24 protein-coding genes are annotated in these 22424 nt (G+C 54.4%); 8 read left to right on the forward strand and 16 right to left on the reverse strand.

Annotated features, from left to right (window positions below):
- Nucleotides 1-193 precede the first annotated feature (193 nt).
- Nucleotides 194-760 (reverse strand): D-glycero-beta-D-manno-heptose 1,7-bisphosphate 7-phosphatase, encoded by a 567-nt coding sequence (gmhB, locus tag HP459_RS09580; RefSeq protein ID WP_048965728.1) that lies wholly within the window; start codon nucleotides 758-760, stop codon nucleotides 194-196.
- 188 nt (nucleotides 761-948) lie between these two features.
- Between gmhB and metN the strand changes: the two genes are divergently transcribed.
- The 6 genes from metN (at nucleotide 949) to proS (ending at nucleotide 6528) form a co-directional block, all read left to right on the forward strand.
- Nucleotides 949-1980, forward strand: a complete 1032-nt coding sequence (metN, locus tag HP459_RS09585; protein WP_023299376.1) for a methionine ABC transporter ATP-binding protein MetN — start codon at nucleotides 949-951, stop codon at nucleotides 1978-1980.
- Entirely contained in the window at nucleotides 1973-2626 is a 654-nt protein-coding gene (locus HP459_RS09590; RefSeq protein ID WP_003856130.1) for a methionine ABC transporter permease MetI, read from the forward strand. The genes metN and HP459_RS09590 overlap by 8 nt, the downstream gene beginning before the upstream one ends.
- Nucleotides 2627-2666: 40 nt before the next feature.
- Entirely contained in the window at nucleotides 2667-3482 is an 816-nt protein-coding gene (gene metQ, locus HP459_RS09595; protein WP_006810023.1) for a methionine ABC transporter substrate-binding lipoprotein MetQ, read from the forward strand.
- Nucleotides 3483-3588: 106 nt separating this feature from the next.
- Nucleotides 3589-3993: an Rcs stress response system protein RcsF gene (gene rcsF, locus HP459_RS09600; RefSeq protein WP_003856133.1), complete on the forward strand. Its 405-nt coding sequence runs from the start codon at nucleotides 3589-3591 to the stop codon at nucleotides 3991-3993.
- On the forward strand, nucleotides 3990-4697 hold the full coding sequence (gene tsaA / locus HP459_RS09605) for a tRNA (N6-threonylcarbamoyladenosine(37)-N6)-methyltransferase TrmO (RefSeq protein WP_126489998.1): 708 nt from the start codon (nucleotides 3990-3992) through the stop codon (nucleotides 4695-4697). The genes rcsF and tsaA overlap by 4 nt, the downstream gene beginning before the upstream one ends.
- 112 nt (nucleotides 4698-4809) lie before the next feature.
- A complete protein-coding gene (gene proS, locus HP459_RS09610; RefSeq protein WP_023299374.1) occupies nucleotides 4810-6528 on the forward strand; it encodes a proline--tRNA ligase in 1719 nt (572 codons plus the stop codon).
- Nucleotides 6529-6574: 46 nt separating this feature from the next.
- Here the strand turns inward: proS and nlpE are convergent, their stop codons facing one another.
- Genes nlpE through HP459_RS09625 form a run of 3 tightly spaced genes read right to left on the reverse strand, consistent with a single transcriptional unit; the run spans nucleotide 6575 to nucleotide 8271 of the window.
- Complete coding sequence (nlpE, locus tag HP459_RS09615) at nucleotides 6575-7273, reverse strand: envelope stress response activation lipoprotein NlpE (RefSeq protein WP_006810026.1); 699 nt, start codon at nucleotides 7271-7273, stop codon at nucleotides 6575-6577.
- A 39-nt stretch (nucleotides 7274-7312) separates the two neighbouring features.
- The gene (arfB, locus tag HP459_RS09620; protein WP_022647119.1) at nucleotides 7313-7729 is read right to left on the reverse strand and encodes an alternative ribosome rescue aminoacyl-tRNA hydrolase ArfB; all 417 of its coding nucleotides are present in this window, start codon (nucleotides 7727-7729) and stop codon (nucleotides 7313-7315) included.
- Nucleotides 7726-8271, reverse strand: coding sequence for a YaeQ family protein (locus HP459_RS09625; RefSeq protein ID WP_154051896.1), 546 nt, complete (start codon nucleotides 8269-8271; stop codon nucleotides 7726-7728). Before HP459_RS09625 ends, arfB begins: the two co-directional genes overlap by 4 nt.
- Before the next feature lie 195 nt (nucleotides 8272-8466).
- On the opposite strand from HP459_RS09625, the gene HP459_RS09630 reads away from it, so the two are divergent.
- Together HP459_RS09630 and rof are read left to right on the forward strand one after the other, a co-directional pair.
- Nucleotides 8467-8667, forward strand: coding sequence for a YaeP family protein (locus HP459_RS09630; protein WP_003856146.1), 201 nt, complete (start codon nucleotides 8467-8469; stop codon nucleotides 8665-8667).
- Nucleotides 8654-8914, forward strand: coding sequence for a Rho-binding antiterminator (rof, locus tag HP459_RS09635; RefSeq protein ID WP_003856148.1), 261 nt, complete (start codon nucleotides 8654-8656; stop codon nucleotides 8912-8914). Before HP459_RS09630 ends, rof begins: the two co-directional genes overlap by 14 nt.
- 26 nt (nucleotides 8915-8940) lie before the next feature.
- Here the strand turns inward: rof and tilS are convergent, their stop codons facing one another.
- From tilS to HP459_RS09695, 12 genes are all read right to left on the reverse strand, one after another.
- The gene (gene tilS / locus HP459_RS09640) at nucleotides 8941-10227 is read right to left on the reverse strand and encodes a tRNA lysidine(34) synthetase TilS (protein ID WP_171936147.1); all 1287 of its coding nucleotides are present in this window, start codon (nucleotides 10225-10227) and stop codon (nucleotides 8941-8943) included.
- Between the two features lie 58 nt (nucleotides 10228-10285).
- On the reverse strand, nucleotides 10286-10675 hold the full coding sequence (locus HP459_RS09645; RefSeq protein WP_022647115.1) for a VOC family protein: 390 nt from the start codon (nucleotides 10673-10675) through the stop codon (nucleotides 10286-10288).
- Between the two features lie 66 nt (nucleotides 10676-10741).
- Entirely contained in the window at nucleotides 10742-12874 is a 2133-nt protein-coding gene (locus HP459_RS09650) for a lysine decarboxylase LdcC (protein WP_171936148.1), read from the reverse strand.
- Between the two features lie 100 nt (nucleotides 12875-12974).
- The gene (accA, locus tag HP459_RS09655; RefSeq protein WP_003856154.1) at nucleotides 12975-13934 is read right to left on the reverse strand and encodes an acetyl-CoA carboxylase carboxyl transferase subunit alpha; all 960 of its coding nucleotides are present in this window, start codon (nucleotides 13932-13934) and stop codon (nucleotides 12975-12977) included.
- Between the two features lie 12 nt (nucleotides 13935-13946).
- Nucleotides 13947-17429, reverse strand: a complete 3483-nt coding sequence (gene dnaE / locus HP459_RS09660) for a DNA polymerase III subunit alpha (protein ID WP_023305469.1) — start codon at nucleotides 17427-17429, stop codon at nucleotides 13947-13949.
- Between the two features lie 38 nt (nucleotides 17430-17467).
- Nucleotides 17468-18064: a ribonuclease HII gene (gene rnhB / locus HP459_RS09665; RefSeq protein WP_022647112.1), complete on the reverse strand. Its 597-nt coding sequence runs from the start codon at nucleotides 18062-18064 to the stop codon at nucleotides 17468-17470.
- Entirely contained in the window at nucleotides 18061-19209 is a 1149-nt protein-coding gene (gene lpxB, locus HP459_RS09670; RefSeq protein WP_126314621.1) for a lipid-A-disaccharide synthase, read from the reverse strand. Before lpxB ends, rnhB begins: the two co-directional genes overlap by 4 nt.
- Nucleotides 19209-19997, reverse strand: a complete 789-nt coding sequence (lpxA, locus tag HP459_RS09675) for an acyl-ACP--UDP-N-acetylglucosamine O-acyltransferase (RefSeq protein WP_003856164.1) — start codon at nucleotides 19995-19997, stop codon at nucleotides 19209-19211. Before lpxA ends, lpxB begins: the two co-directional genes overlap by 1 nt.
- A gap of 3 nt (nucleotides 19998-20000) precedes the next feature.
- On the reverse strand, nucleotides 20001-20456 hold the full coding sequence (gene fabZ, locus HP459_RS09680; RefSeq protein WP_003856165.1) for a 3-hydroxyacyl-ACP dehydratase FabZ: 456 nt from the start codon (nucleotides 20454-20456) through the stop codon (nucleotides 20001-20003).
- A gap of 104 nt (nucleotides 20457-20560) precedes the next feature.
- A complete protein-coding gene (gene lpxD / locus HP459_RS09685; protein ID WP_126489999.1) occupies nucleotides 20561-21586 on the reverse strand; it encodes a UDP-3-O-(3-hydroxymyristoyl)glucosamine N-acyltransferase in 1026 nt (341 codons plus the stop codon).
- 3 nt (nucleotides 21587-21589) lie between these two features.
- Nucleotides 21590-22084: a molecular chaperone Skp gene (gene skp / locus HP459_RS09690; RefSeq protein ID WP_006810039.1), complete on the reverse strand. Its 495-nt coding sequence runs from the start codon at nucleotides 22082-22084 to the stop codon at nucleotides 21590-21592.
- A gap of 123 nt (nucleotides 22085-22207) precedes the next feature.
- Nucleotides 22208-22424 (reverse strand): BamA/TamA family outer membrane protein (locus HP459_RS09695; protein WP_171936149.1); only part of this gene is annotated, 217 nt, incomplete at its 5' end.

Raw genomic sequence — 22424 nt, forward strand, 5'->3', positions numbered from 1 at the left:
GTGGCGTATATTACGCTTTCCTCTTTCAGAGTCAACCCGTTATTTCAGGATTTTTTCTCTTCAACCGACCGGGTTGTCTGTGAAGTGATTCACATCCGCCGTGTCGATGGAGGCGCATTATAGGGAGCCACCGAGGAATGACAAGCGGAAAAATGCATTTTTATTTCAACCGCTCACCTTTTCACCAAAACGTCTATTTTTGGTGCTTTTTAATCTCTTTTGGCAGATCTGCCAGACTAGTTATCACCCAGTCAGCTGCATTTTCTGCTTCTGGGGTGACTGGTTTACCGGTCCGCACTAATACTTTGGTTCCCACACCTGCCGCCGCCGCTGCCTGCATATCTTCCAGTTTATCGCCCACCATAAAAGACGCGGCCATATCAATGTGCAGGAATTCCTGAGCAGAGATAAACATGCCCGGGTGTGGCTTACGGCAATCACATGTCTGACGATACGCTTCTACTGTTCCCTGTGGATGATGCGGACAATAATAGATACCATCAAGATCGACGCCACGATCGGCCAGAGACCAGTCCATCCATTCCGTCAGCGTCTCGAACTGCGCTTCGGAGAATTTACCCCGGGCGATACCGGACTGATTAGTTACCACCACCAGCGCATAGCCCATCTCTTTCAGCTGGCGCATGGCATCTATTACGCCCTCAATAAATTCGAACTCATCAATCTCATGGACGTAACCGTGATCCACATTAATTGTGCCGTCACGATCGAGAAAAATTGCGGGTACAGATTTTGCCACCGGTTTGCTCCTGAAAAAGGCTTGTTCAGCTAGTATCTCATGAATCGCAGCGCAATAAAGTGCTCATCGCACAGAGGTGGATTGATTTAGACGTCTGGATGCCTTAACATCCATTTTGTTTACGGTCATTCCCCGTATCTGGCAGAAGAAAATGCCACGGCTAACTTACATACGATAAAAATAATCTAATGATTAAACTTTCCAATATCACCAAAGTGTTCCAGCAGGGGAACCGAACCATTCAGGCGCTGAACAACGTCAGCCTGCATGTGCCTGCTGGTCAGATTTATGGCGTCATTGGCGCATCGGGTGCGGGTAAAAGTACGCTGATCCGGTGTGTTAACCTGCTTGAGCGCCCGACCCAGGGCAGCGTAGAAGTTGGCGGCCAGGAGCTTACCGCTCTCTCAGAAAAAGAACTCACCAAAGCGCGTCGCCAGATTGGCATGATTTTCCAGCACTTTAACCTGCTGGCCTCACGCACGGTTTTTGGAAACGTGGCGTTGCCGCTGGAGCTGGATAACACACCAAAAGAAGAGGTTACCCGACGCGTCACCGAACTGCTGGATCTGGTTGGGCTGGGTGATAAGCATGACAGCTACCCGGCCAACCTCTCCGGCGGGCAAAAGCAGCGTGTAGCAATCGCTCGCGCGCTGGCAAGCAACCCAAAAGTGCTGCTGTGTGATGAAGCCACCAGCGCGTTAGATCCGGCCACCACGCGTTCTATCCTGGAACTGCTGAAAGACATTAACCGTCGTCTGGGCCTGACTATCCTCCTTATCACGCACGAAATGGACGTGGTGAAGCGTATCTGTGACTGCGTCGCCGTCATCAGCAACGGTGAGCTGATTGAGCAGGACACGGTCAGCGAAGTCTTCTCGCACCCGAAAACGCCTCTGGCTCAGCAGTTCATTCAGTCCACACTGCATCTGGATATTCCGGAAGATTATCTGGAACGTTTAAAAGCAGACGCAACGCCTGACAGCGTCCCGATGCTGCGCATGGAGTTCACGGGCCAGTCCGTTGACGCACCGCTGCTGTCCGAAACCGCGCGTCGCTTTAACGTGAATAACAACATTATTAGCGCGCAGATGGACTACGCCGGTGGCGTGAAGTTCGGCATTATGCTGACGGAAATGCACGGCACACAGGAAGAAACCCAGGCGGCAATTGCCTGGCTGCAAGAACATCACGTAAAAGTAGAGGTGCTGGGTTATGTCTGAGCCGATGATGTGGCTACTGGTTCGCGGCGTTTGGGAAACGCTGGCAATGACCTTCGTATCGGGCTTTTTTGGTTTTGTGATTGGGCTGCCGGTCGGCGTACTGCTGTACGTCACGCGCCCGGGTCAAATTATTGAAAACGCGAAGCTGTATCGCACGCTCTCTGCGCTGGTGAACATTTTCCGGTCTATTCCGTTCATTATTCTGCTGGTGTGGATGATTCCGTTTACGCGCGTTATTGTCGGGACGTCGATTGGTTTGCAGGCGGCAATTGTCCCGCTAACCGTAGGCGCCGCGCCGTTTATCGCCCGTATGGTGGAAAACGCCCTGCTGGAAATACCAACAGGCCTGATTGAAGCTTCCCGCGCTATGGGTGCGACGCCAATGCAGATCGTTCGCAAAGTTCTGCTGCCTGAGGCGCTGCCTGGGCTGGTGAATGCAGCAACCATCACGCTTATCACCCTGGTCGGTTATTCCGCGATGGGCGGCGCCGTGGGTGCTGGCGGTTTAGGCCAGATTGGATATCAGTACGGCTATATTGGCTATAACGCTACCGTAATGAATACCGTTCTGGTATTGCTGGTTGTGCTGGTTTACTTAATCCAATTCTCTGGCGATCGTATCGTCCGGGCTGTTACGCATAAATAACGTTACAAACAACACAAACTCGACGAGTTAAGGATATAACATGGCGTTTAAATTTAAGACCTTTGCAGCAGTAGGCGCACTGATTGGTTCGCTGGCACTGGTGGGTTGCGGTCAGGACGAAAAAGATCCGAACCACATCAAAGTAGGCGTTATCGTCGGTGCAGAGCAGCAGGTTGCTGAGGCCGCGCAGAAAATCGCGAAAGAAAAATATGGCCTGGACGTTGAGCTGGTGACCTTCAACGATTACGTTCTGCCGAACGAAGCGCTGAGCAAAGGCGACATTGACGCTAACGCCTTCCAGCATAAACCGTACCTGGATCAACAGATCAAAGATCGCGGCTACAAGCTGGTTGCTGTCGGTAACACCTTCGTTTACCCGATTGCCGGTTATTCCAAGAAAATTAAATCTCTGGATGAACTCCAGCCGGGTTCACAGGTTGCCGTCCCTAACGACCCAACCAACCTTGGCCGTTCGCTGCTTCTGCTCCAGAAAGTGGGCCTGATTAAACTGAAAGAAGGTGTTGGCCTGTTGCCGACCGTTCTGGACGTGACCGAAAACCCGAAAAATCTGAAAATTGTTGAGCTGGAAGCCCCTCAGCTGCCACGTTCTCTGGACGATGCACAGATCGCGCTGGCCGTTATCAACACCACTTACGCCAGCCAGATCGGTTTGACCCCTGCGAAAGATGGCATCTTTGTTGAAGACAAAGATTCCCCGTACGTCAACCTGATCGTGACTCGCGAAGACAACAAGGACGCGGAAAACGTGAAGAAATTCCTGCAGGCATATCAGTCTGAAGAAGTTTACCAGGAAGCCAATAAGGTGTTTAACGGCGGCGCGGTTAAAGGCTGGTAATCTCACCTCAGTGTAATATCATCAAGACGGGCATTTGCCCGTCTTGTCATTTGTGCGGTCAACTGCTTCAATATCTGACGTTTTGATTATCCACTGAGGAACTATTATGCGTGCTTTACCGATCTGTCTTTTAGCACTGATGCTGAGCGGCTGTTCTATGCTAAGCAGATCTCCTGTTGAACCCGTTCAAAGCACTGCAACCCCGCCAAAAGCGGAGCCAGCAAAACCGAAAGCGCCTCGCGCTGCGCCGGTACGTATTATTACTAAAGCCGACGAGCTGGTCGGTAAGCCATTCCGTGAATTGGGCGAAGTGAGCGGCGAATCCTGCCAGGCAACAAATCAGGACTCCCCTCCAAATATCCCAACAGCCCGCAAGCGTATGCAAATCAACGCGTCGAAAATGAAAGCCAACGCGGTGCTGCTGCACAGTTGCGAGGTCACCAGTGGTACGCCGGGCTGCTACCGTCAGGCGGTATGTATCGGTTCTGCGCTTAACATTACGGCGAAATGAGTTCATTTCAGTTCGAGCAGATAGGCGTTATCCGCTCCCCTTATAAAGAAAAGTTCGCCGTGCCGCGTCAGCCGGGTCTGGTCATTAACGGCGGCGGCGAGCTTCATCTTGTGGCGCCGTATAATCAGGCCGATGCAGTGCGCGGGCTTGAGGCATTCAGCCATTTATGGGTGGTGTTTGTGTTTCACCAGACCATGGAAGGCGGCTGGCGTCCTACCGTGCGTCCTCCTCGTCTGGGCGGAAATGCCAGAATGGGAGTTTTTGCCACCCGCTCAACGTTCCGACCGAATCCAGTCGGGATGTCGCTGGTCGAACTGAAAGGGATACGCTGTCAGAAAGATCGGGTGATCCTGGAGTTAGGTAGCCTTGACCTGGTTGATGGCACGCCGATCATCGATATTAAACCTTACCTGCCCTTCGCCGAAGCGCTGCCGGATGCCCGTGCAAGCTATGCTCAGGACGCCCCACAGGCAGAGATGCCGGTTTACTTCACATCTGAAATAACGACGCAAATCAGCCAGCTGGAAAAGCGCTATCCTCGTCTGCGTGACTTTATCGTCGAAGTCCTGGCGCAGGACCCTCGTCCCGCCTACCGCAAAGAGGAAGACGCAGGAAAAACGTACGCCGTCTGGCTGCTGGACTTTAACGTGCGCTGGCGCGTAACTGATGCAGGTTTTGAAGTGTTTGCCCTGGAACCCAGGTAATTTTGTTCTCCTCTCTTTTGGCATCTTTGCCACACTGGTAAACTAAACCACTTTTTTTGTGTCAGGCTGGTGTTTCAGCCTGTTCCAATCGTCGAAATGGAACCGTAACAACATGCGTACTAGCCAATATCTGCTCTCCACTCTGAAGGAGACACCTGCCGACGCCGAGGTGATCAGCCACCAGCTGATGCTGCGCGCCGGGATGATCCGCAAGCTGGCCTCCGGGTTATACACCTGGCTGCCGACCGGCGTGCGCGTCCTGAAAAAAGTCGAAAACATCGTGCGTGAAGAGATGAACAACGCCGGTGCTATCGAGGTGTTAATGCCGGTCGTTCAGCCTTCTGAACTGTGGCAGGAGAGCGGTCGCTGGGAGCAGTACGGTCCTGAACTGCTGCGTATTGCCGATCGTGGCGATCGTCCATTCGTCCTCGGCCCAACGCATGAAGAAGTGATCACCGATCTGATCCGTAACGAGCTGAGCTCTTACAAACAGCTGCCGCTGAACTTCTTCCAGATCCAAACCAAGTTCCGTGACGAAGTGCGCCCACGCTTTGGCGTGATGCGCTCTCGCGAATTCCTGATGAAAGATGCCTACTCTTTCCATACTTCTCAGGAATCACTGCAAGAGACCTACGACAAAATGTACGTGGCCTACAGCAAAATCTTCTCCCGCATGGGGCTGGATTTCCGTGCTGTACAGGCTGATACCGGTTCAATCGGCGGTAGCGCCTCTCATGAATTCCAGGTTCTGGCGCAGAGCGGCGAAGACGATGTAATTTTCTCTGACTCCTCTGATTACGCCGCCAACATTGAGTTCGCAGAAGCGCTGGCACCAAAAGAACCACGCGGCGCGGCAACGCAAGAGATGACGCTGGTTGATACGCCAAACGCGAAAACCATCGCCGAGCTGGTTGAACAGTTTAATCTGCCGATTGAAAAAACGGTCAAAACCCTGCTGGTGAAATCGGCTGAAGGCAGCGCCTACCCACTGGTAGCCCTGCTGGTCCGTGGCGATCACGAGCTGAACGAAGTGAAAGCCGAGAAGCTGCCGCAGGTTGCCAGCCCGCTGACCTTCGCGACGGAAGCCGAAATCCGCGCCGTGGTGAACGCAGGCCCAGGTTCTCTGGGCCCGGTGAATATGCCTGTTCCTGTAGTGATTGACCGCACCGTTGCGGCGATGAGCGACTTCGCTGCAGGGGCAAACATCGACGGTAAACACTACTTCGGCATCAACTGGGATCGTGACGTGGCGACGCCGGAAGTGGCTGACATCCGTAACGTGGTCGCAGGCGATCCAAGCCCGGACGGCAAGGGTACCCTGATGATTAAACGCGGTATCGAAGTAGGCCACATCTTCCAGCTGGGCGATAAGTACTCGCGCGCAATGAACGCTGCCGTTCAGGGCGAAGATGGTCGTAACCAGGTTCTGACCATGGGCTGCTACGGCATTGGGGTAACGCGCGTTGTTGCGGCCGCTATCGAGCAGAACTATGACGAACGCGGAATCGTCTGGCCGGATAACATCGCGCCGTTCCAGGTGGCGATCCTGCCAATGAACATGCACAAGTCTTACCGCGTGCAGGAGCTGGCAGAGAAACTCTACGCTGAGCTGAGCGCGAAAGGTATCGACGTGCTGATGGATGACCGTAAAGAGCGTCCTGGCGTGATGTTTGCTGATATGGAACTGATCGGTATTCCACACACCATCGTCATCGGCGACCGTAACCTCGACAGCGACGAGATTGAATACAAGTACCGTCGCAACGGCGAAAAACAGATGATCAAGACGGGCGACATTCTTGATTACCTGGTGAAAGCCATCAAAGGCTAAGAAACAAAAAAACCCCGCCAGTGCGGGGTTTTTTAATCGCTATAACTTATTTGCTTTCGCAGTCTTTACCCGCAGCAAACTTCGCGTCTTTATCTGCCACAAGCGTTTTCACCAGCTCACCGCTATCGGGGTTTGGCTCCAGCGTAAAATGCCCTTCAACCGTCAGCAACACTGGTTTGCTGTCGTTACCGCGCGCGACGGCATAGTCACGCTCCAGCTGGGCATTGTTCGCCACGCTGACTTTCTTCCCGGTTGCACAGTCAGTGAAGATTGCCGCATCCGCCATGTAGAAATACATCCCTCGCATCGCCATTGGGGTTGCAGGCAGGGTCGCTTTTACCGGGGCCAGTGTGTAGTTGAACTGAGATTCAATCGGATTGCCTTCGCGATCGAGCATCTCCATCCCCTCGCCTTTGGCGCGGAAATACGTTTTATCGCCCGTGGTATCAGTCAATACCAGCTTTTCAGCCGTACGCGCCCATGTTCCGTATGTTGCAAAAGAAGACGGCTCTTTCGCCCCCTGATAGCGCTGGTTCATCACCCAGGTGCCATCTTTTTGCAGGAACAGAGAGGTTTCGATGCCTTCACAATCTGCACATGGCAATACGCCGCGCCAGCTCTGCTGCATCGGCTTCAATTCTTCGTTTTGCGTTGGCTGTAGTACCTGTGTTTCTGAACGGTTGTTACAGCCAAAAAGCGCGAACAGGCTTGTCACGGCCAGCGCTGATAATAATGCTTTTTTCACAATACATTCCTTATGAAAAAGTGTGTCCCTTTCGTCACATTACGGATGACGGACTTTGCCACGCAGTGACTTTACGGTGGATTTCTGCGCCTTCGATGACAACCGACGTTCTTTCGATGCCCGCGTTGGACGTGTTGCCCGGCGACTTTTTTGTACAGCCGTCAGCTCTTTTATGACCGCCGCCAGTCTGGAAAGTGCCGCTTCCCGGTTCATTTCCTGGCTGCGATATTCCTGCGCTTTAATCACAATCACACCTTCACTGGTGATCAGATGATGGCTGGCGGCAAGCAGACTTTCTTTATAATACTCTGGCAGGCTGGAGGCCCGGATGTCAAAGCGCAAATGGATAGCCGTTGAGGCCTTGTTAACGTGCTGCCCCCCTGCGCCCTGAGCACGGATGGCGGTGATCTCCAGCTCGTGATCAGGGATGCTGACGTTTCGGGACAACTCAATCATGATACGGGCTGCCAGGCCGTGAGATGAATTTCCAGATTATTCTGAGAACCGGAAAGCCAGATGGCGCCGTCCTGAATCGTTGCCTGAAGCGCCATTGTCCGGCTGGCGAATGCGCTCAGCTGTGCCAGTTGTTCATCATCCAGATACCAGACGGTAAGATTTTTGAACTGCGCACATTTATTTTTGTTTTGCTGCCACCAGATCTCCGCCGCGCGCTGGTTATAGGCAAACAACGCCACTTCAGCTGACTGGGTGCACGCCTTTTTGATCCGGCGTTCATCCGGCAGGCCAAGCTCAATCCATAAATCGATACCCAGATGATCGTTGCGCAGCCAGGCTTCCGGTTCATCTTCCGCGCTTAAACCACGGGTAAATTGCAGACGCTCGTCGGCATACTTAATCCACGCCAGCAGGCGCAGCATCATGCGCTCCTGGGTTTCAGAAGGGTGACGCGCCAGCGTCAATGACGCATCCAGAAACTGGTTACGGTCAAGATCCGCCACATTGACCACAGCTTTATAAATTGTCGCTTTCAGCGCCATGAGAGAACTCCTTTCGAATCAGGCGTACATTGTAGCGAAAACCGCAGCAAAAGGCTGTTACGAGGTGGTGGCACCCCGTTATCAAGGCGCTGATATTGCTTAAATGAGTATGGTATAGTCACCTTGCTAAACCGAGTTTAACTTCGTAGGCTTAATGATATCTCACAGTAAGTCAGTACGCTGGCAGGAGGTGATGTGAATAATTATTGTGAGTTGATTCGCAGACGGTATGCGGAAATTGCCAGCGGAGATCTGGGGTACATCCCGGATGCGTTGGGCTGTGTATTGAACGTGCTGAATGAAGTGGCCTCTGATGAGAGCCTTTCTGAATCGGTCAGGGAAAAAGCAGCGTATGCTGCGGCGAATTTACTGGTGAGCGATTATGTCGATGAATGATACCTATCAACCCATCAATTGTGATGACTATGACAACCTCGAACTCGCCTGCCAGCATCATTTAATACTGACGCTGGAGCTAAAAGATGGCGAAGTGCTAAAGGCAAAGGCCAGCGATCTGGTTTCCCGTAAGAATGTGGAATACCTGGTTGTGGAAGATGCAGGTGCAACGCGTGAGCTACGCCTCGACAAAATTGCCAGTTTCAGCCATCCGGAAATCGGCACCGTCGTGGTGAGCGAATCCTGATAACCAACGGGCAGCCAGGCTGCCCGTTACGCTTTCCATTCAAAATTGACACCCGCTTCAGCCCACCCTTCCTGGGTAATAAACACACCTGCCGCCGCGATGAGCGTGTCGCCGTAAAACAGAAGCGGCGTGGTATCACGTCGCCAGGGCGGAACGTTCTGTTCCTGCCAGATTTTCTTCAGTTTACGCCCGCCGTTACGCCCAACGATATGCAGCATGCCGCTGGCCCTGAAGCGTATGGTGACGTTCTCGTCCGGCTCAGGTAGACGCACATTGCCCGAATGGCTTAACGCAACGACACCGGCATTCAACGGTAGCGTTAGTGCTTTTTCCGGCGACGGCCAGTCGAGCACAACGTCAGCCAGCGACGGCACAGATTTCACCCACCAGAGTTGCTCTTTATAGCGCCTGACGTCATAACCATTCAGGTGTATACACGGTGCGGCCTCTTCCCGCGCCTGTGCAACTTCTTCCCAGATACGGTTGAGCATCGCCCGGGACGGCATAACCGCACGGTGGGAAGCCAGCCAGCGACGAATCAGAGCAGCCCGACGCACGGGGCTCATCACTTTCAACGGCGCAATGTTAAGGGCACCGTCAGCGGTAGTCAGCGTATTCAGCTCCCCGCTCAGCAACTCATCCAGCAAGCTTTCCTGTTCAGCACAAAGCATGGCACTTCTGGCCACCGCTTCGGAAAAATGGGCCCAGCGCTCACTCAGCAGCGGTAAGACGCGCAGGCGCAGGAAGTTACGGTCGTAACTGTCGTCCTGATTGCTTTCGTCTTCAATCCAGCGCAGATGATGTTGCTGCGCCCAGGCTTCCAGTGATGCGCGCGTCTCACCCAGTAGCGGGCGGATGAGCTCTGTTTCAGCAAAACCAGCACGCTCAGGCATGGCGGATAAACCCGCAGGCCCGCTGCCCCGCTTGAGCGCCAGTAAAAACGTCTCGCACTGGTCGTCCAGATGCTGCGCGGTGACCAACGCTTCTCCAGGCTGTAACGCGCCGGAAAACGCGGCGTAGCGGGCTTTGCGCGCCTGCGCCTCAATACCCAGCCCTTCATCCTCAAGCGTGACGCGTTCAACGATTAGCGGGATCGCCCACCCTGAGCACACCGCTTCGCAGTGCGCCACCCAGTCGTCGGCATGGGGGCTTAAGCCGTGATGGATATGCATCGCCCGCAGCTGGACGTCAGGCTCACGGTCGCGCCAGAGCTTAAGACGGTGCAGCAAAACGGTGGAATCCAGGCCACCGCTGAACCCCACCAGCAGCTGGCGGTAGGGTGAAACGGCGTGCGCGATAGCGGGTAAGGTCATAGGAAATTACACATAAAAAATGCCCGAACTGAACGGGCATTATCACACATGACGGCGATTACTGCTGATAAAGCTCCAGCGGCAGACCGTCCGGATCGTTGAAAAAAGTGAAACGTTTATCGGTGAAGGGATCGATGCGAATTGCTTCACAGGCCACGCCGTGGGCTTCCAGATGCTTTACCGCGCTGTCCAGGTTATCGACGCTGAAGGCCAGGTGGCGCAGGCCGCAGGCTTCCGGGCGCGAAGGACGCGCTGGCGGGAAAGGAAAAGAGAACAGTTCAATCACATATTGTCCGTTTAACGCCAGATCGCCTTTCCAGGAATCGCGCTCCTCGCGGTAGGCCTCGCTCAACAGCGTAAAGCCGAGAATGTCGCAGTAAAAGGCCTTACTTTTCGCGTAATCGGTGGCAATGATCGCAATATGATGAACAGCTTTTAAACCCAGCATAGTTTCTCCTTTTTATGGTGCCCTGAACGTTACAACCGACAACCCGCCCCTGGCAAGCGGCCCCTTTTATTTTAGGACTCTCACCCAGTACACGCCGTTATCATCGCGTTTCGCACCGTGAATATCCGTCTCAAAGCCCGGATAGTGGCGCCCTATCGAACAGAGCATCAGCAGGAAATCGAGCACCGCCCGGCTCTCCTCGGTGATCATCTCGCCCGGCATCAGCAGCGGTACGCCCGGCGGATAAGGCAGGATCATGTTGGCTGATACCCGCCCGACCAGGTTCTCCAGCTCAATGGTTTCAACCTCCCCTTTCACCTGGCGTTGCCACGCCCTGTGCGGCGTGAGCTTCATTTCAGGCAGAACATCAAATGCCTGCAGCATCAGGCGCGGCAGATCGTGCTGGCGGATCAGCCTGTGGATCCCCTGGGCCAGATCCTGAATACGCATATTGCGGTAGAAGTCAGGATCTTCCGCGTAGAGATCCGGCAGCATATTCTTCACCCGCAGGTTAAGATCGTATGCGCGCTTAAACTCCATAAGCCCGCGCAGCAGGCCCATCGCGCGGGTTTTATCGATCCCGATACTGAACAGGAACAGCAAATTATAGGGGCCGGTTTTCTCCACCACCACGCCGCGCTCATCAAGGAACTTCGCCACCAGCGCAGCCGGGATCCCTTCCTCACCCATCACACCCTGCTCATTCATGCCCGGCGTCAGGATCGTCACCTTAACCGGATCGAGGAACATGTGGTCTGCATCAGCATCCCGAAAACCGTGCCAGCTTTCCCCCGGCGCGACGGGCCAGCATTCTGCCTCATCAATCTCTTCCGGCTGCCAGATATCAAAGAACCAGCCGTCCGCTTCATCTTTAAGTCGCTGAACCTCTTTTCGGAAATGCAGCGCCCGCTCCACCGAACGATTAATAAGGCGTTTCCCGGGATTGCCGCGCAGCATCGCCGCCGCCGTTTCGATGGACGCCACCAGCGGGTAGCTGGGCGACGTGGTCGTGTGCATCATGAAGGCTTCGTTGAAGGTGTCCTCGTCGTACTCACCCTTGATGTGAATGAGAGACGCCTGGGAAAACGCGGCCAGCATTTTGTGCGTCGACTGCGTCTCGAAGAACACCTTACCCGGCACCCGCTCGCCGCTCATCCCACTTTTACCCGAGTAAATCGGGTGGAAATTGGTGTAAGGCACCCACGCGGAGTCAAAGTGAATCGACGGCACGTCCAGCGTCTGCTTGATCCAGTTCGTGTTGTAAAGCAGCCCGTCATAGGTGGAGTTGGTGATCACCGCATGCACAGGCCAGCTTGCCTCGGGGATCGCCGCGATCTTATTTTCAATGGCTTCATGCGCGAACTCACGGCGAGGAATGCCGCCGAGGATCCCCAGCGCATTACGCGTGGGAGACAGCCAGAGCGGCACGACGTCACTCATCATCAGCAAATGCGCCAGTGATTTATGGCAGTTCCGGTCAATCAGCAGGGTGCTACCGGCAGGCGCGGCATACATGCCGACGATCTTGTTCGATGTCGAGGTTCCGTTGGTCACCATGTAGCTCTGCTCGGCACCAAAGGTCCGGGCGATGTACTCTTCGGCTTCCAGATGCGGGCCGGTATGATCCAGCAGAGAGCCTAACTCGGTGACCGAAATCGACACGTCCGCCTTCAGCGTGTTACCGCCAAAGAAATCATAGAACAGGCATCCCACCGGGCTTTTTTGATAGGCCGTTCCCGCCATGTGGCCTGGCGTACAGAAGGTGTACTTCCCTTCATTCACATAGGTGAACAGCGCACGCGTAAACGGCGGGGTGATGTTATCAAGGTATTCGCCGGTGTACTGCTGAATGCGGGTCGCAATGTCCTCGGCAACGCCGAGTGAGTATTCGAAGAACCACAGCGCCATACGCATATCGTGGGCGCTGACGTCCATGGTCGAGTGAGTGTTGATAAAGGCGTACAGCGGAAGATATTCGTTGAGCTTATTGATCTCGCTGCACAACTCCATGTCGTATTCGTCCCAGTCGAATATCACGCCACAGATGCGCGGATTGTGTTCGATGAATTTCAGCAGGTCGGCGCTGTTTTGCGGCCAGATTAGCTGATATCCGCGTGCTTTAAGGGCTTGCTCCAGCTCCTTGATGGGTTCGTCTTTATAAAAGACGCCGTGTGGCCCCATGATGGCAATGATGTTCATGGTTTACCTCCTTGAAAAACATCAGATAAGCATAGTTAAGGTAAACGGCAGGTATAAAAAAAGCCGCAACAATGTGCGGCTTTTAGGATAATTGTGAGGCTTACGCGTAACCGTAGGTCATCAGGCGCTGATAACGACGGTTGAGCAGATCTTCTGTGCTCAGCACGTCCAGATCAGCCAGGTCTGCCAGCAGCTGCGCTTTCAGGGAAGCAGCCATCACTTCCGGCTTACGGTGCGCGCCACCCAGCGGTTCAGGGATAACGGTGTCGATCAGCTTCAGCTCTTTCAGACGTGGGGCAATGATGCCCATCGCTTCCGCAGCCAGCGGCGCTTTATCGGCACTTTTCCACAGAATGGAGGCACAGCCTTCCGGAGAGATAACGGAATAAGTGCTGTACTGCAGCATATTCACTTTATCGCCCACGCCAATTGCCAGCGCACCGCCGGAACCACCTTCACCGATAACGGTACAGATGACCGGCACTTTCAGGCGAGACATCTCACGCAGGTTGCGTGCGATGGCTTCAGACTGACCGCGCTCTTCTGCGCCAACACCCGGGTAAGCACCCGGTGTGTCGATGAAGGTGATGATTGGCATATTGAAACGCTCAGCCATCTCCATCAGACGCAGGGCCTTACGGTATCCTTCTGGTGCTGGCATACCGAAGTTACGACGGATCTTCTCTTTGGTTTCACGGCCTTTCTGGTGACCAATGATCATCACCGGACGTCCATCCAGACGCGCGATACCGCCGACGATAGCTTTATCGTCAGCGTATGCGCGGTCGCCTGCCAGTTCGTCAAATTCGTCAAACGCCAGGCGGACATAATCCAGGGTGTACGGACGCTGTGGATGACGCGCCAGCTGGGCGATCTGCCATGCGCCGAGATCGGCAAAGATTTTGCGCGTCAGTTCTACGCTTTTTTCACGCAGACGATGCACTTCTTCGTCGATGTTAATATCCAGTTTTTCATCCTGACGGCTTACGGCTGTCAGAGAATCGATTTTCGCTTCCAGCTCTGCAATCGGCTGTTCGAAATCAAGGAAATTCAGACTCATAGTATTCCTGTATTAGTCAAACTCCAGTTCCACCTGCTCCGAACCAATGAGGCCACGGAGATCGTTCAGTAAACGATCGCTCGGAGAGACACGCCACGTTGCACCAAAGCGCAACCGCGCACGTGCATCCGCCCTCTGATAGTAGAGATGTACTGGAATGGTCCCCGAGCGGTGGGGTTCCAGAGACTGACGGAGTCGGTTTAAAAGCTGGTCATCAATTTGCCTGTCCGTCAGCGAGATAGCAAGCCCGCGAGCATATTTTTCCCGGGCTTCGTCAATGTCCATCACTTCGCGGGCGGTCATTTTAAGCCCCCCGCTGAAGTCATCAAAGCTGACCTGTCCGCTGACGATAAGTATGCGGTCTTTTTCCAGCAATTGCTGGTATTTATCCAGCGCGTCGGTGAACAACATCACCTCCAGACGCCCGGAACGGTCATCCAGGGTACAGATGCCGATACGATTGCCGCGCTTGGTGACCATTACCCTTGCAGCAATCACGAGCCCCGCAGCCGTGGTGATTTTACCACGTTCTGTCGGATGCATGTCTTTAAGCCTGTGGCCGCCGACATAGCGCTCAATTTCTTTCAGATACTGGTTGATCGGGTGTCCCGTCAGGTACAGGCCTAACGTCTCACGCTCCCCATCCAGCACCACCTGTTCTGGCCACGGCTGGCAGTTGGAATACGACTGCTCGATCTGCTCTGGCTCTTCCGCCAGCACGCCGAACATATCCGCCTGGCCAATGGCTTCCGCTTTAGCATGCTGATCGGCCGCTTTCAGCGCATCGCCGAGCGAGTTCATCAGCGCGGCGCGGTGTGGCCCCAGCCGGTCAAACGCACCGGACATGATCAGTTTTTCCAGCACGCGCCGGTTCAGTTTTTTGGTATCGGTGCGGGCGCACAGGTCGAACAGCTCGCGGAAATAGCCGCCGTTGTTACGCGCTTCGATGATCGCCTCGATCGGCCCCTCACCCACGCCCTTGATCGCGCCGATCCCATAGACGATTTCCCCGTCATCGTTGACGTGGAAATGGTACAGGCCCGAGTTAATATCCGGCGGCAGGATCTTAAGCCCCATGCGCCAGCACTCGTCCACCAGGCCAACCACCTTTTCGGTGTTGTCCATATCGGCGGTCATTACCGCCGCCATAAACTCAGCGGGATAGTGAGCCTTCAGCCACAGCGTTTGATATGACACCAAAGCATAAGCGGCGGAGTGGGATTTGTTAAATCCGTACCCGGCGAATTTCTCCACCAGGTCGAAGATTTTCATCGCCAGTTCGCCATCGACGCCGTTTTTCTTCGCCCCATCTTCAAAGATAGAACGCTGCTTGGCCATCTCTTCCGGCTTTTTCTTACCCATCGCACGACGCAACATATCTGCGCCGCCAAGGGTGTAACCAGAAAGCACCTGGGCGATCTGCATGACCTGTTCCTGATACAGGATGATGCCGTAGGTTGGCTCCAGTACCGGCTTCAGGCTTTCATGCTGCCACTGCACATCCGGATAGGAAATCTCTTCGCGCCCGTGCTTACGGTCGATAAAGTTATCTACCATCCCCGACTGCAACGGGCCCGGACGGAACAGAGCCACCAGCGCGATCATATCTTCGAAGCAGTCTGGTTGCAGACGCTTAATCAAATCTTTCATGCCGCGGGATTCAAGCTGGAAGACGGCTGTCGTCTCGGAGCGTTGCAGCATGTCGAAACTTTTCTTGTCATCAAGCGGGATAGCCGCGATATCCAGCGGCGGCTCGCCGTTCTTCTCACGGCGGGCGTTGATCATCTCCAGCGCCCAGTTGATGATGGTCAGCGTACGCAAACCAAGGAAGTCGAACTTCACAAGCCCGGCGTATTCAACGTCGTTCTTGTCGAACTGGGTGACCGGATGCTGGCCCGCTTCATCGCAGTACAGCGGCGCGAAGTCAGTGATTTTGGTCGGGGCGATAACCACGCCCCCCGCATGCTTACCGGCGTTACGCGTGACGCCCTCCAGCTTGCGCGCCATGTCGATCAGCGCTTTCACCTCTTCGTCGGCTTCGTAGATTTCCGGCAGCTGAGGTTCAGCTTCAAAGGCTTTCGCCAGGGTCATGCCCGGATCGGGCGGCACCAGCTTAGAGATTCGATCGACAAAACCGTAGGGGTGGCCCAGAACGCGGCCCACATCGCGGATAACCGCTTTCGCCGCCATCGTACCGAAGGTAATGATCTGTGAAACCGCATCACGACCGTACATATCGGCCACGTGCTCAATCACCTGGTCGCGTTTTTCCATGCAGAAGTCGACGTCGAAGTCGGGCATGGAGACACGTTCCGGGTTGAGGAAACGTTCGAACAGCAGGTCGAATTCCAGCGGATCGAGGTCGGTGATTTTCAATGCGTACGCCACCAGCGAGCCGGCTCCTGAACCACGGCCCGGGCCAACCGGTACGCCGTTATCCTTCGACCACTGGATGAACTCCATTACGATCAGGAAGTAGCCAGGGAACCCCATCTGGTTGATCACCTGGAGTTCAATATCCAGACGCTCGTCATATTCAGGACGCTTCTCTTTACGGACCGCTTCATCCGGGAAGAGGAATTCCAGACGCTCTTCAAGGCCCTCTTTCGATTTCATGACCAGGAAATCTTCCGTGGTCATGTCGCCCGTCGGGAACTGCGGCAGGAAATATTCGCCGAGACGCACGGTGACGTTGCAGCGCTTGGCAATCTCTACGCTATTTTCCAGCGCTTCCGGGATGTCGGAGAAGAGCTCACACATTTCCTCTTCGCTGCGCATGTACTGCTGCGATGAGTAATTGCGAGGACGTTTCGGATCGTCGAGGGTGAAGCCGTCGTGGATAGCGACGCGAATTTCATGTGCGTCAAAATCGCCCGGCTCAAGGAAGCGCACATCGTTGGTGGCTACCACAGGCAGGCCACGCGCTTCCGCCAGGGCGACGGCCGCATGCAGATAGCTCTCTTCATCCGCACGCCCGGTACGGATTAGCTCCAGGTAATAGCGATCCGGGAAATACTCTTCGTAGAACGAGACGCACTGATCCACCAGCACGTTGTTCCCGCGCAGCAGACATTTGCCGACATCACCCATACGGCCACCGGAGATCAGCAGCAGACCTTCGTTCAGCTCCGCCAGCCAGTCGCGGTCAATCCATGGACCCAGCGCGCCGTAGCCGCGCTGGTAGGCTTTTGAGATCAGCAGAGTGAGGTTCTGATAGCCCGTGTTATTCATGGCTAACACGGAAATTTGCGTCATCTCATCGCCGAGCAGGTCGCTCTGCACGTGGAAATCCGCGCCGACGATGGGCTTTAATCCTGCGCCATGCGCCGTTCCGTAGAACTTCACCAGGCCACACAGGTTGGTAAAATCGGTGATCGCCAGCGCAGGCATGCCAAGCGAGGCCGCCTTCTTTACCAGCGGCCCGGTCTTTGCCAGCCCATCGATCATGGAGTAGTCGCTATGCACCCGCAGGTGTACGAAACGTGGTTCAGCCATCTTCAGATCCCGCGTTACTTAATTGCTTGCGTCTTGATTCAGGACACCAGTCCCAGCGCGCGTTTCACCGGGCCAAAGCTGCGCCGATGATGTTCAGTTGCGCCATGTTCAGCCAGCTTTTCCAGATGGAAAGCCGTTGGATATCCCTTGTGCTGGGCGAAACCATACGCGGGATAAGTGAGGTCCAGCGCGGCCATTTCGGCATCGCGCGTCACTTTGGCAATGATTGACGCCGCACTGATTTCTGCGACGCGGCTATCGCCTTTAACAACAGCCATTGAAGGCATCGGCAGCGCCGGGCAACGGTTACCGTCGATCAGCACATACTCAGGCACAATCTTCAGGCCAGCAACGGCACGCTGCATCGCCAGCATGGTGGCGTGCAGAATGTTCAGATCGTCGATCTCATCCGGCTCTGCGCGCCCGAGACTCCAGGCCAGCGCCTTCTCTTTAATTTCATCGAACAGCGCCAGGCGGCGCTTTTCGCTCAGTTTTTTCGAGTCGTTCAGGCCAGGGATTGGGCGGGCTGGATCGAGGATCACCGCCGCGGTCACAACGGCACCCACTAACGGACCACGACCGACTTCATCCACACCGGCAACGAGGTGGGTATGGGGATAAATAAATTCCATCATTGTGCTAACTCCAGCACCGCATCGGCCGCCTGCTCATCAGCATTACAGCGGATCAGTTGATGCAGTTCACGGAAAGTATCATGCATCTGGTGGCTGGTTTTACCGTTGGCCAGCAGCGGCAGTAATGCATCAGCCAGTGCCTGCGGCTGGCATTCATCCTGCAAGAGTTCTTTCACCAGCTCGCGACCTGCAAGCAGGTTTGGCAGGGATACGTAGTCTGTTTTTACCAGACGTTTTGCCAGCCAGAAGGTAAACGGTTTCATGCGATAACCGACCACCATTGGGCATTTTGCCAGCATACACTCCAGCGCAGCCGTGCCGGAAGCCAGCAGTGCGGCATCGCTCGCAAACATGGCTTGCCGTCCTTTCCCGTCCAGCAGGCGGACGTGAAGATCCGCGGCAACCTCGGCTTTGATACGCTCAAACTGCTCGCGGCGTTTGGCATTCACCAGCGGCACGACCACTTCAAGGTCTGGGTACGTCTTGCGGAGAATTTGCGCCGTTTTCAGGAAATCGGCACTGAGCATTTCAACTTCCGCACCCCGGCTCCCTGGCAGCAGCGCCAGACAGTGCACATCATGCGGGATGCCCAGTTCGTCACGCGCCGCATTTTTATCAGGGTCCAGCGGCATGGCATCCGCCATGGTATGACCGATAAAACGGCACGGGACATTAAACCTGTCGTAAAACGCTTTTTCGAAAGGCAGAAAAGCCAGCACCAGATTGGTCGACCGTCCGATTTTGAAAACGCGTTTCTGTCGCCACGCCCACACGGACGGGCTGACGTAATGGATAGTTTTGATCCCCTGCTTTTTCAGGTTCCCTTCAAGGGTAATATTGAAATCAGGTGCATCAATGCCGACAAAGACATCGGGCTTGAGGTCGGTAAAGCGGCGGGTAAGATCGGCGCGAATATGCAGCAGGCGACGCAGGCGGCCCAGCACCTCGACGATGCCCATCACAGCCAGCTCTTCCATTTCATACCAGGCTTCACAGCCTTCGGCCTGCATCAGCGGCCCAGCCACGCCCACAAAGCGGGCATTGGGTACACGGGCTTTAAGCGCGCGGATAAGACCTGCACCAAGAATATCGCCGGAGGTTTCTCCGGCGACCAGGGCGATAGTAAGCGGACGACTGTCGACCATTAACGAATCAGACCACGGGTTGAACGTTCAAAGAATTCCATGAACGTTTTCACTTCAGGATGCTTATTCGCCAGCTCGGCAATTTCCGGCTTCGCCTCTTCCAGCGTTTTACCGCTACGGTACAGCAATTTGTACGCGTTGCGGATCGCGGTAATCGCTTCGCGGCTAAAGCCACGACGCTTAAGGCCTTCAATGTTCACGCCAAACGGCGTGGCATGGTTGCCCTGCGCAATCACAAACGGTGGGACGTCCTGCGCCACACCGGAGCACCCGCCGACCATCACGTGTGCACCGATGATGCAGAACTGATGGACTGCGGTCATGCCGCCAATAATTGCGAAATCATCGACCGATACGTGCCCCGCCAGCGTTGCGTTGTTGGCGAGAATACAGCGGCTACCCACGGTACAGTCGTGCGCAATATGCGCATTAACCATAAACAGGTTGTCGCTGCCCACCTTCGTCAATCCACCGCCTTGCGTTGTACCACGATGAATGGTGACGCTTTCGCGAATGCGGTTACGATCGCCGATTTCCACGCGGGTCGGTTCGCCAGCATACTTAAGATCCTGGTTAACTTCGCCGATGGAGGCGAACTGATAGATCTCATTGTTGCAGCCAATGGTGGTATGACCATTCACGACAACGTGAGATTTCAGTACTGTACCCTCACCAATTTCGACATGGGGTCCAACAATACAAAACGGGCCAATGTGGACGTTTGCGCCAATGATGGCACCCGTTTCCACAATGGCGGTAGGATGAATAAAGGCGGATTTATCAATCACGTATCAGGCCTCCCGGCTACGCGCACACATCATTGTCGCTTCGCAAACAACTTTGCCGTCAACCATAGCTACGCCTTTGAAGCGAGTCAGGCCGCGACGCGTTTTTTCAAAAGTGACTTCCATGATCATTTGATCACCAGGCACGACCGGACGCTTGAAGCGCGCCTCATCGATACCCGCGAAGTAATAGAGTTCACCCGGCTCCAGTTTACCTACGCTTTTAAACGCCAGAATACCGGTAGCCTGTGCCATCGCTTCCAGGATCAACACACCCGGGAAGATAGGTTTACCAGGGAAGTGCCCCTGGAAGAATGGCTCGTTAACGGAGACATTTTTCACTGCGCGCAGAAAACGACCTTCTTCAAAATCCAGCACACGGTCTACCAGTAAAAACGGGTAGCGGTGCGGCAGAAGTTCTAAAATCTCTTCAATATGCAGAGTATGAGTGTCAGTAGTCAAAATACTCTTCCTGTCAAATGTACTAAGTAGCAATAATAACACGGCCTGCCGGTTTATAAACAAAGCCGACAGGCCGGGAAATTTAGCGTTAAACGGATGAACGCTTAGTCTTGTTGATCGATTTTGCGCTCAATCGCTTTGAGTCGCTTGCTCATATCATCAATATTCATCACCAGTGCAGCTGTTTTACGCCATACCTTGTTCGGTTGCAGCGGGATACCGGAGGAATAAACGCCGGGCTCAGTGATGGGACGCATCACCATACCCATCCCCGTCACCGTGACTTTGTCGCATATTTCCATATGGCCATTGATCACGCTGGCACCGCCTATCATGCAGTAACGGCCTATTTTCAGGCTGCCTGCCATGATAACACCACCCGCAACTGCGGTATTGTCGCCAATCACAACGTTATGTGCAATCTGGCACTGGTTGTCTATGATAACACCGTTACCAATAATGGTGTCGTCAAGTGCACCACGGTCAATGGTTGTGCAAGCGCCGATCTCAACGCGATCGCCGATAATCACGCGACCCAGCTGCGGGATCTTAACCCAGTTACCCCGATCGTTGGCGTAACCGAATCCGTCAGAACCAATCACCGTGCTGGACTGTACGAGGCAATTCTCGCCAATCTCAACCTCATGGTAGACAGAAACATTGGCCCACAGACGAGTCCCTGCGCCAATTTTCGTATTTTTTCCAACAAAGCAGCCTGGCCCAATCACCACGTTATCACCCAGCACAACGCCGGATTCGATAACGGCGTTTGCGCCGACTGCCACGTTGTTACCCAGCTGAGCCGTTGGATCAATCGCAGCGCTGGCTGCAATGTCCTGCGCCGGCTGCGGCGTGGTATCAAGAATTTGGGCCATGCGTGCATAGGTCAGGTAGGGATTTTTCACTACCAGTGCAGCGTTAGTGGCAAACGGAAGATCGTCCTGCGTCAGAACAACGGCAGACGCCTGGCACTGAGCCAGGTGTTCACGGTACTTATGGCTTACCATGAAGGTAATAGTGCCTGCTTTAGCAGATTGCATGGACGCAACAGCGGTGATGACGATATCGCCATCACCGTGTAATTCTGCATCCAACTGCTGAGCTAAATCAGCCAGTCGAATTGAAGGCATTACTTATTTAACCTGTTTCAGAACATCAGCGGTGATGTCTTTAACATCGCTGCTGTTGAATGCAACGGCGTTCGCATCAACAACCAGATCGATGCTCTGATCGGCTGCTACTGCTTTAACGGCAGACTGAATACGCGTCACCAGCTTGCCACGCTCTTCGTTAGAACGACGCTGACGATCCTGCTCGAAAGCCTGCGCTTTCTGAGAGAAGGTCTGGCGCTGAGACATGACATCTTTTTCCAGTTTGCTGCGCTCGCTCGCTTTCATGGTAGAACCATCACGCTGTAAACGCTGCATCTTGGACTGAAGATCACCTTCCATACGTTGCAGTTCGCTCGCACGGCCTTTGAATTCGTTTTCCAGCGTTGCAGAAACGCCCGTTTTCTGTGCAACCTGCTGGAACAAATTACCCATGTTGACGATTGCAATTTTGTCCGCTGCCTGAGCAGAAGTTGCCATCGCTAAACCGAGACCTGCAGCTAATAACCACTTTTTCACAATTAACTCCTTACCATCCCATTGGCACCCGAGGGGTGCCGTTCTTTGCGTGGCAAGGCGACCGTTTTACCGATCGCCGGTTGTCAGCGCTACACTGCCAACGCATTCCATTGCAGCGGATTATTACCAGGTTTTACCAATGTTAAACTGGAACTGCTCCGCTTTGTCTCCATCGTATTTCTTGAACGGCTGGGCGTAGGAGAAGACCAACGGCCCCAGCGGTGACATCCATTGTAATGCGATACCTGCGGACATGCGAATGTTGCCCGGATCGCTGTAGTCCGGAACGCCCGCTGCACGCATCTGGGCGGTATTCTCCCAGTTGGTATCCCACACCGTA

This window comes from Enterobacter sp. CM29 (assembly GCF_013179605.1).
In the GTDB taxonomy this organism is placed as follows: Bacteria; Pseudomonadota; Gammaproteobacteria; order Enterobacterales; family Enterobacteriaceae; genus Enterobacter; species Enterobacter intestinihominis.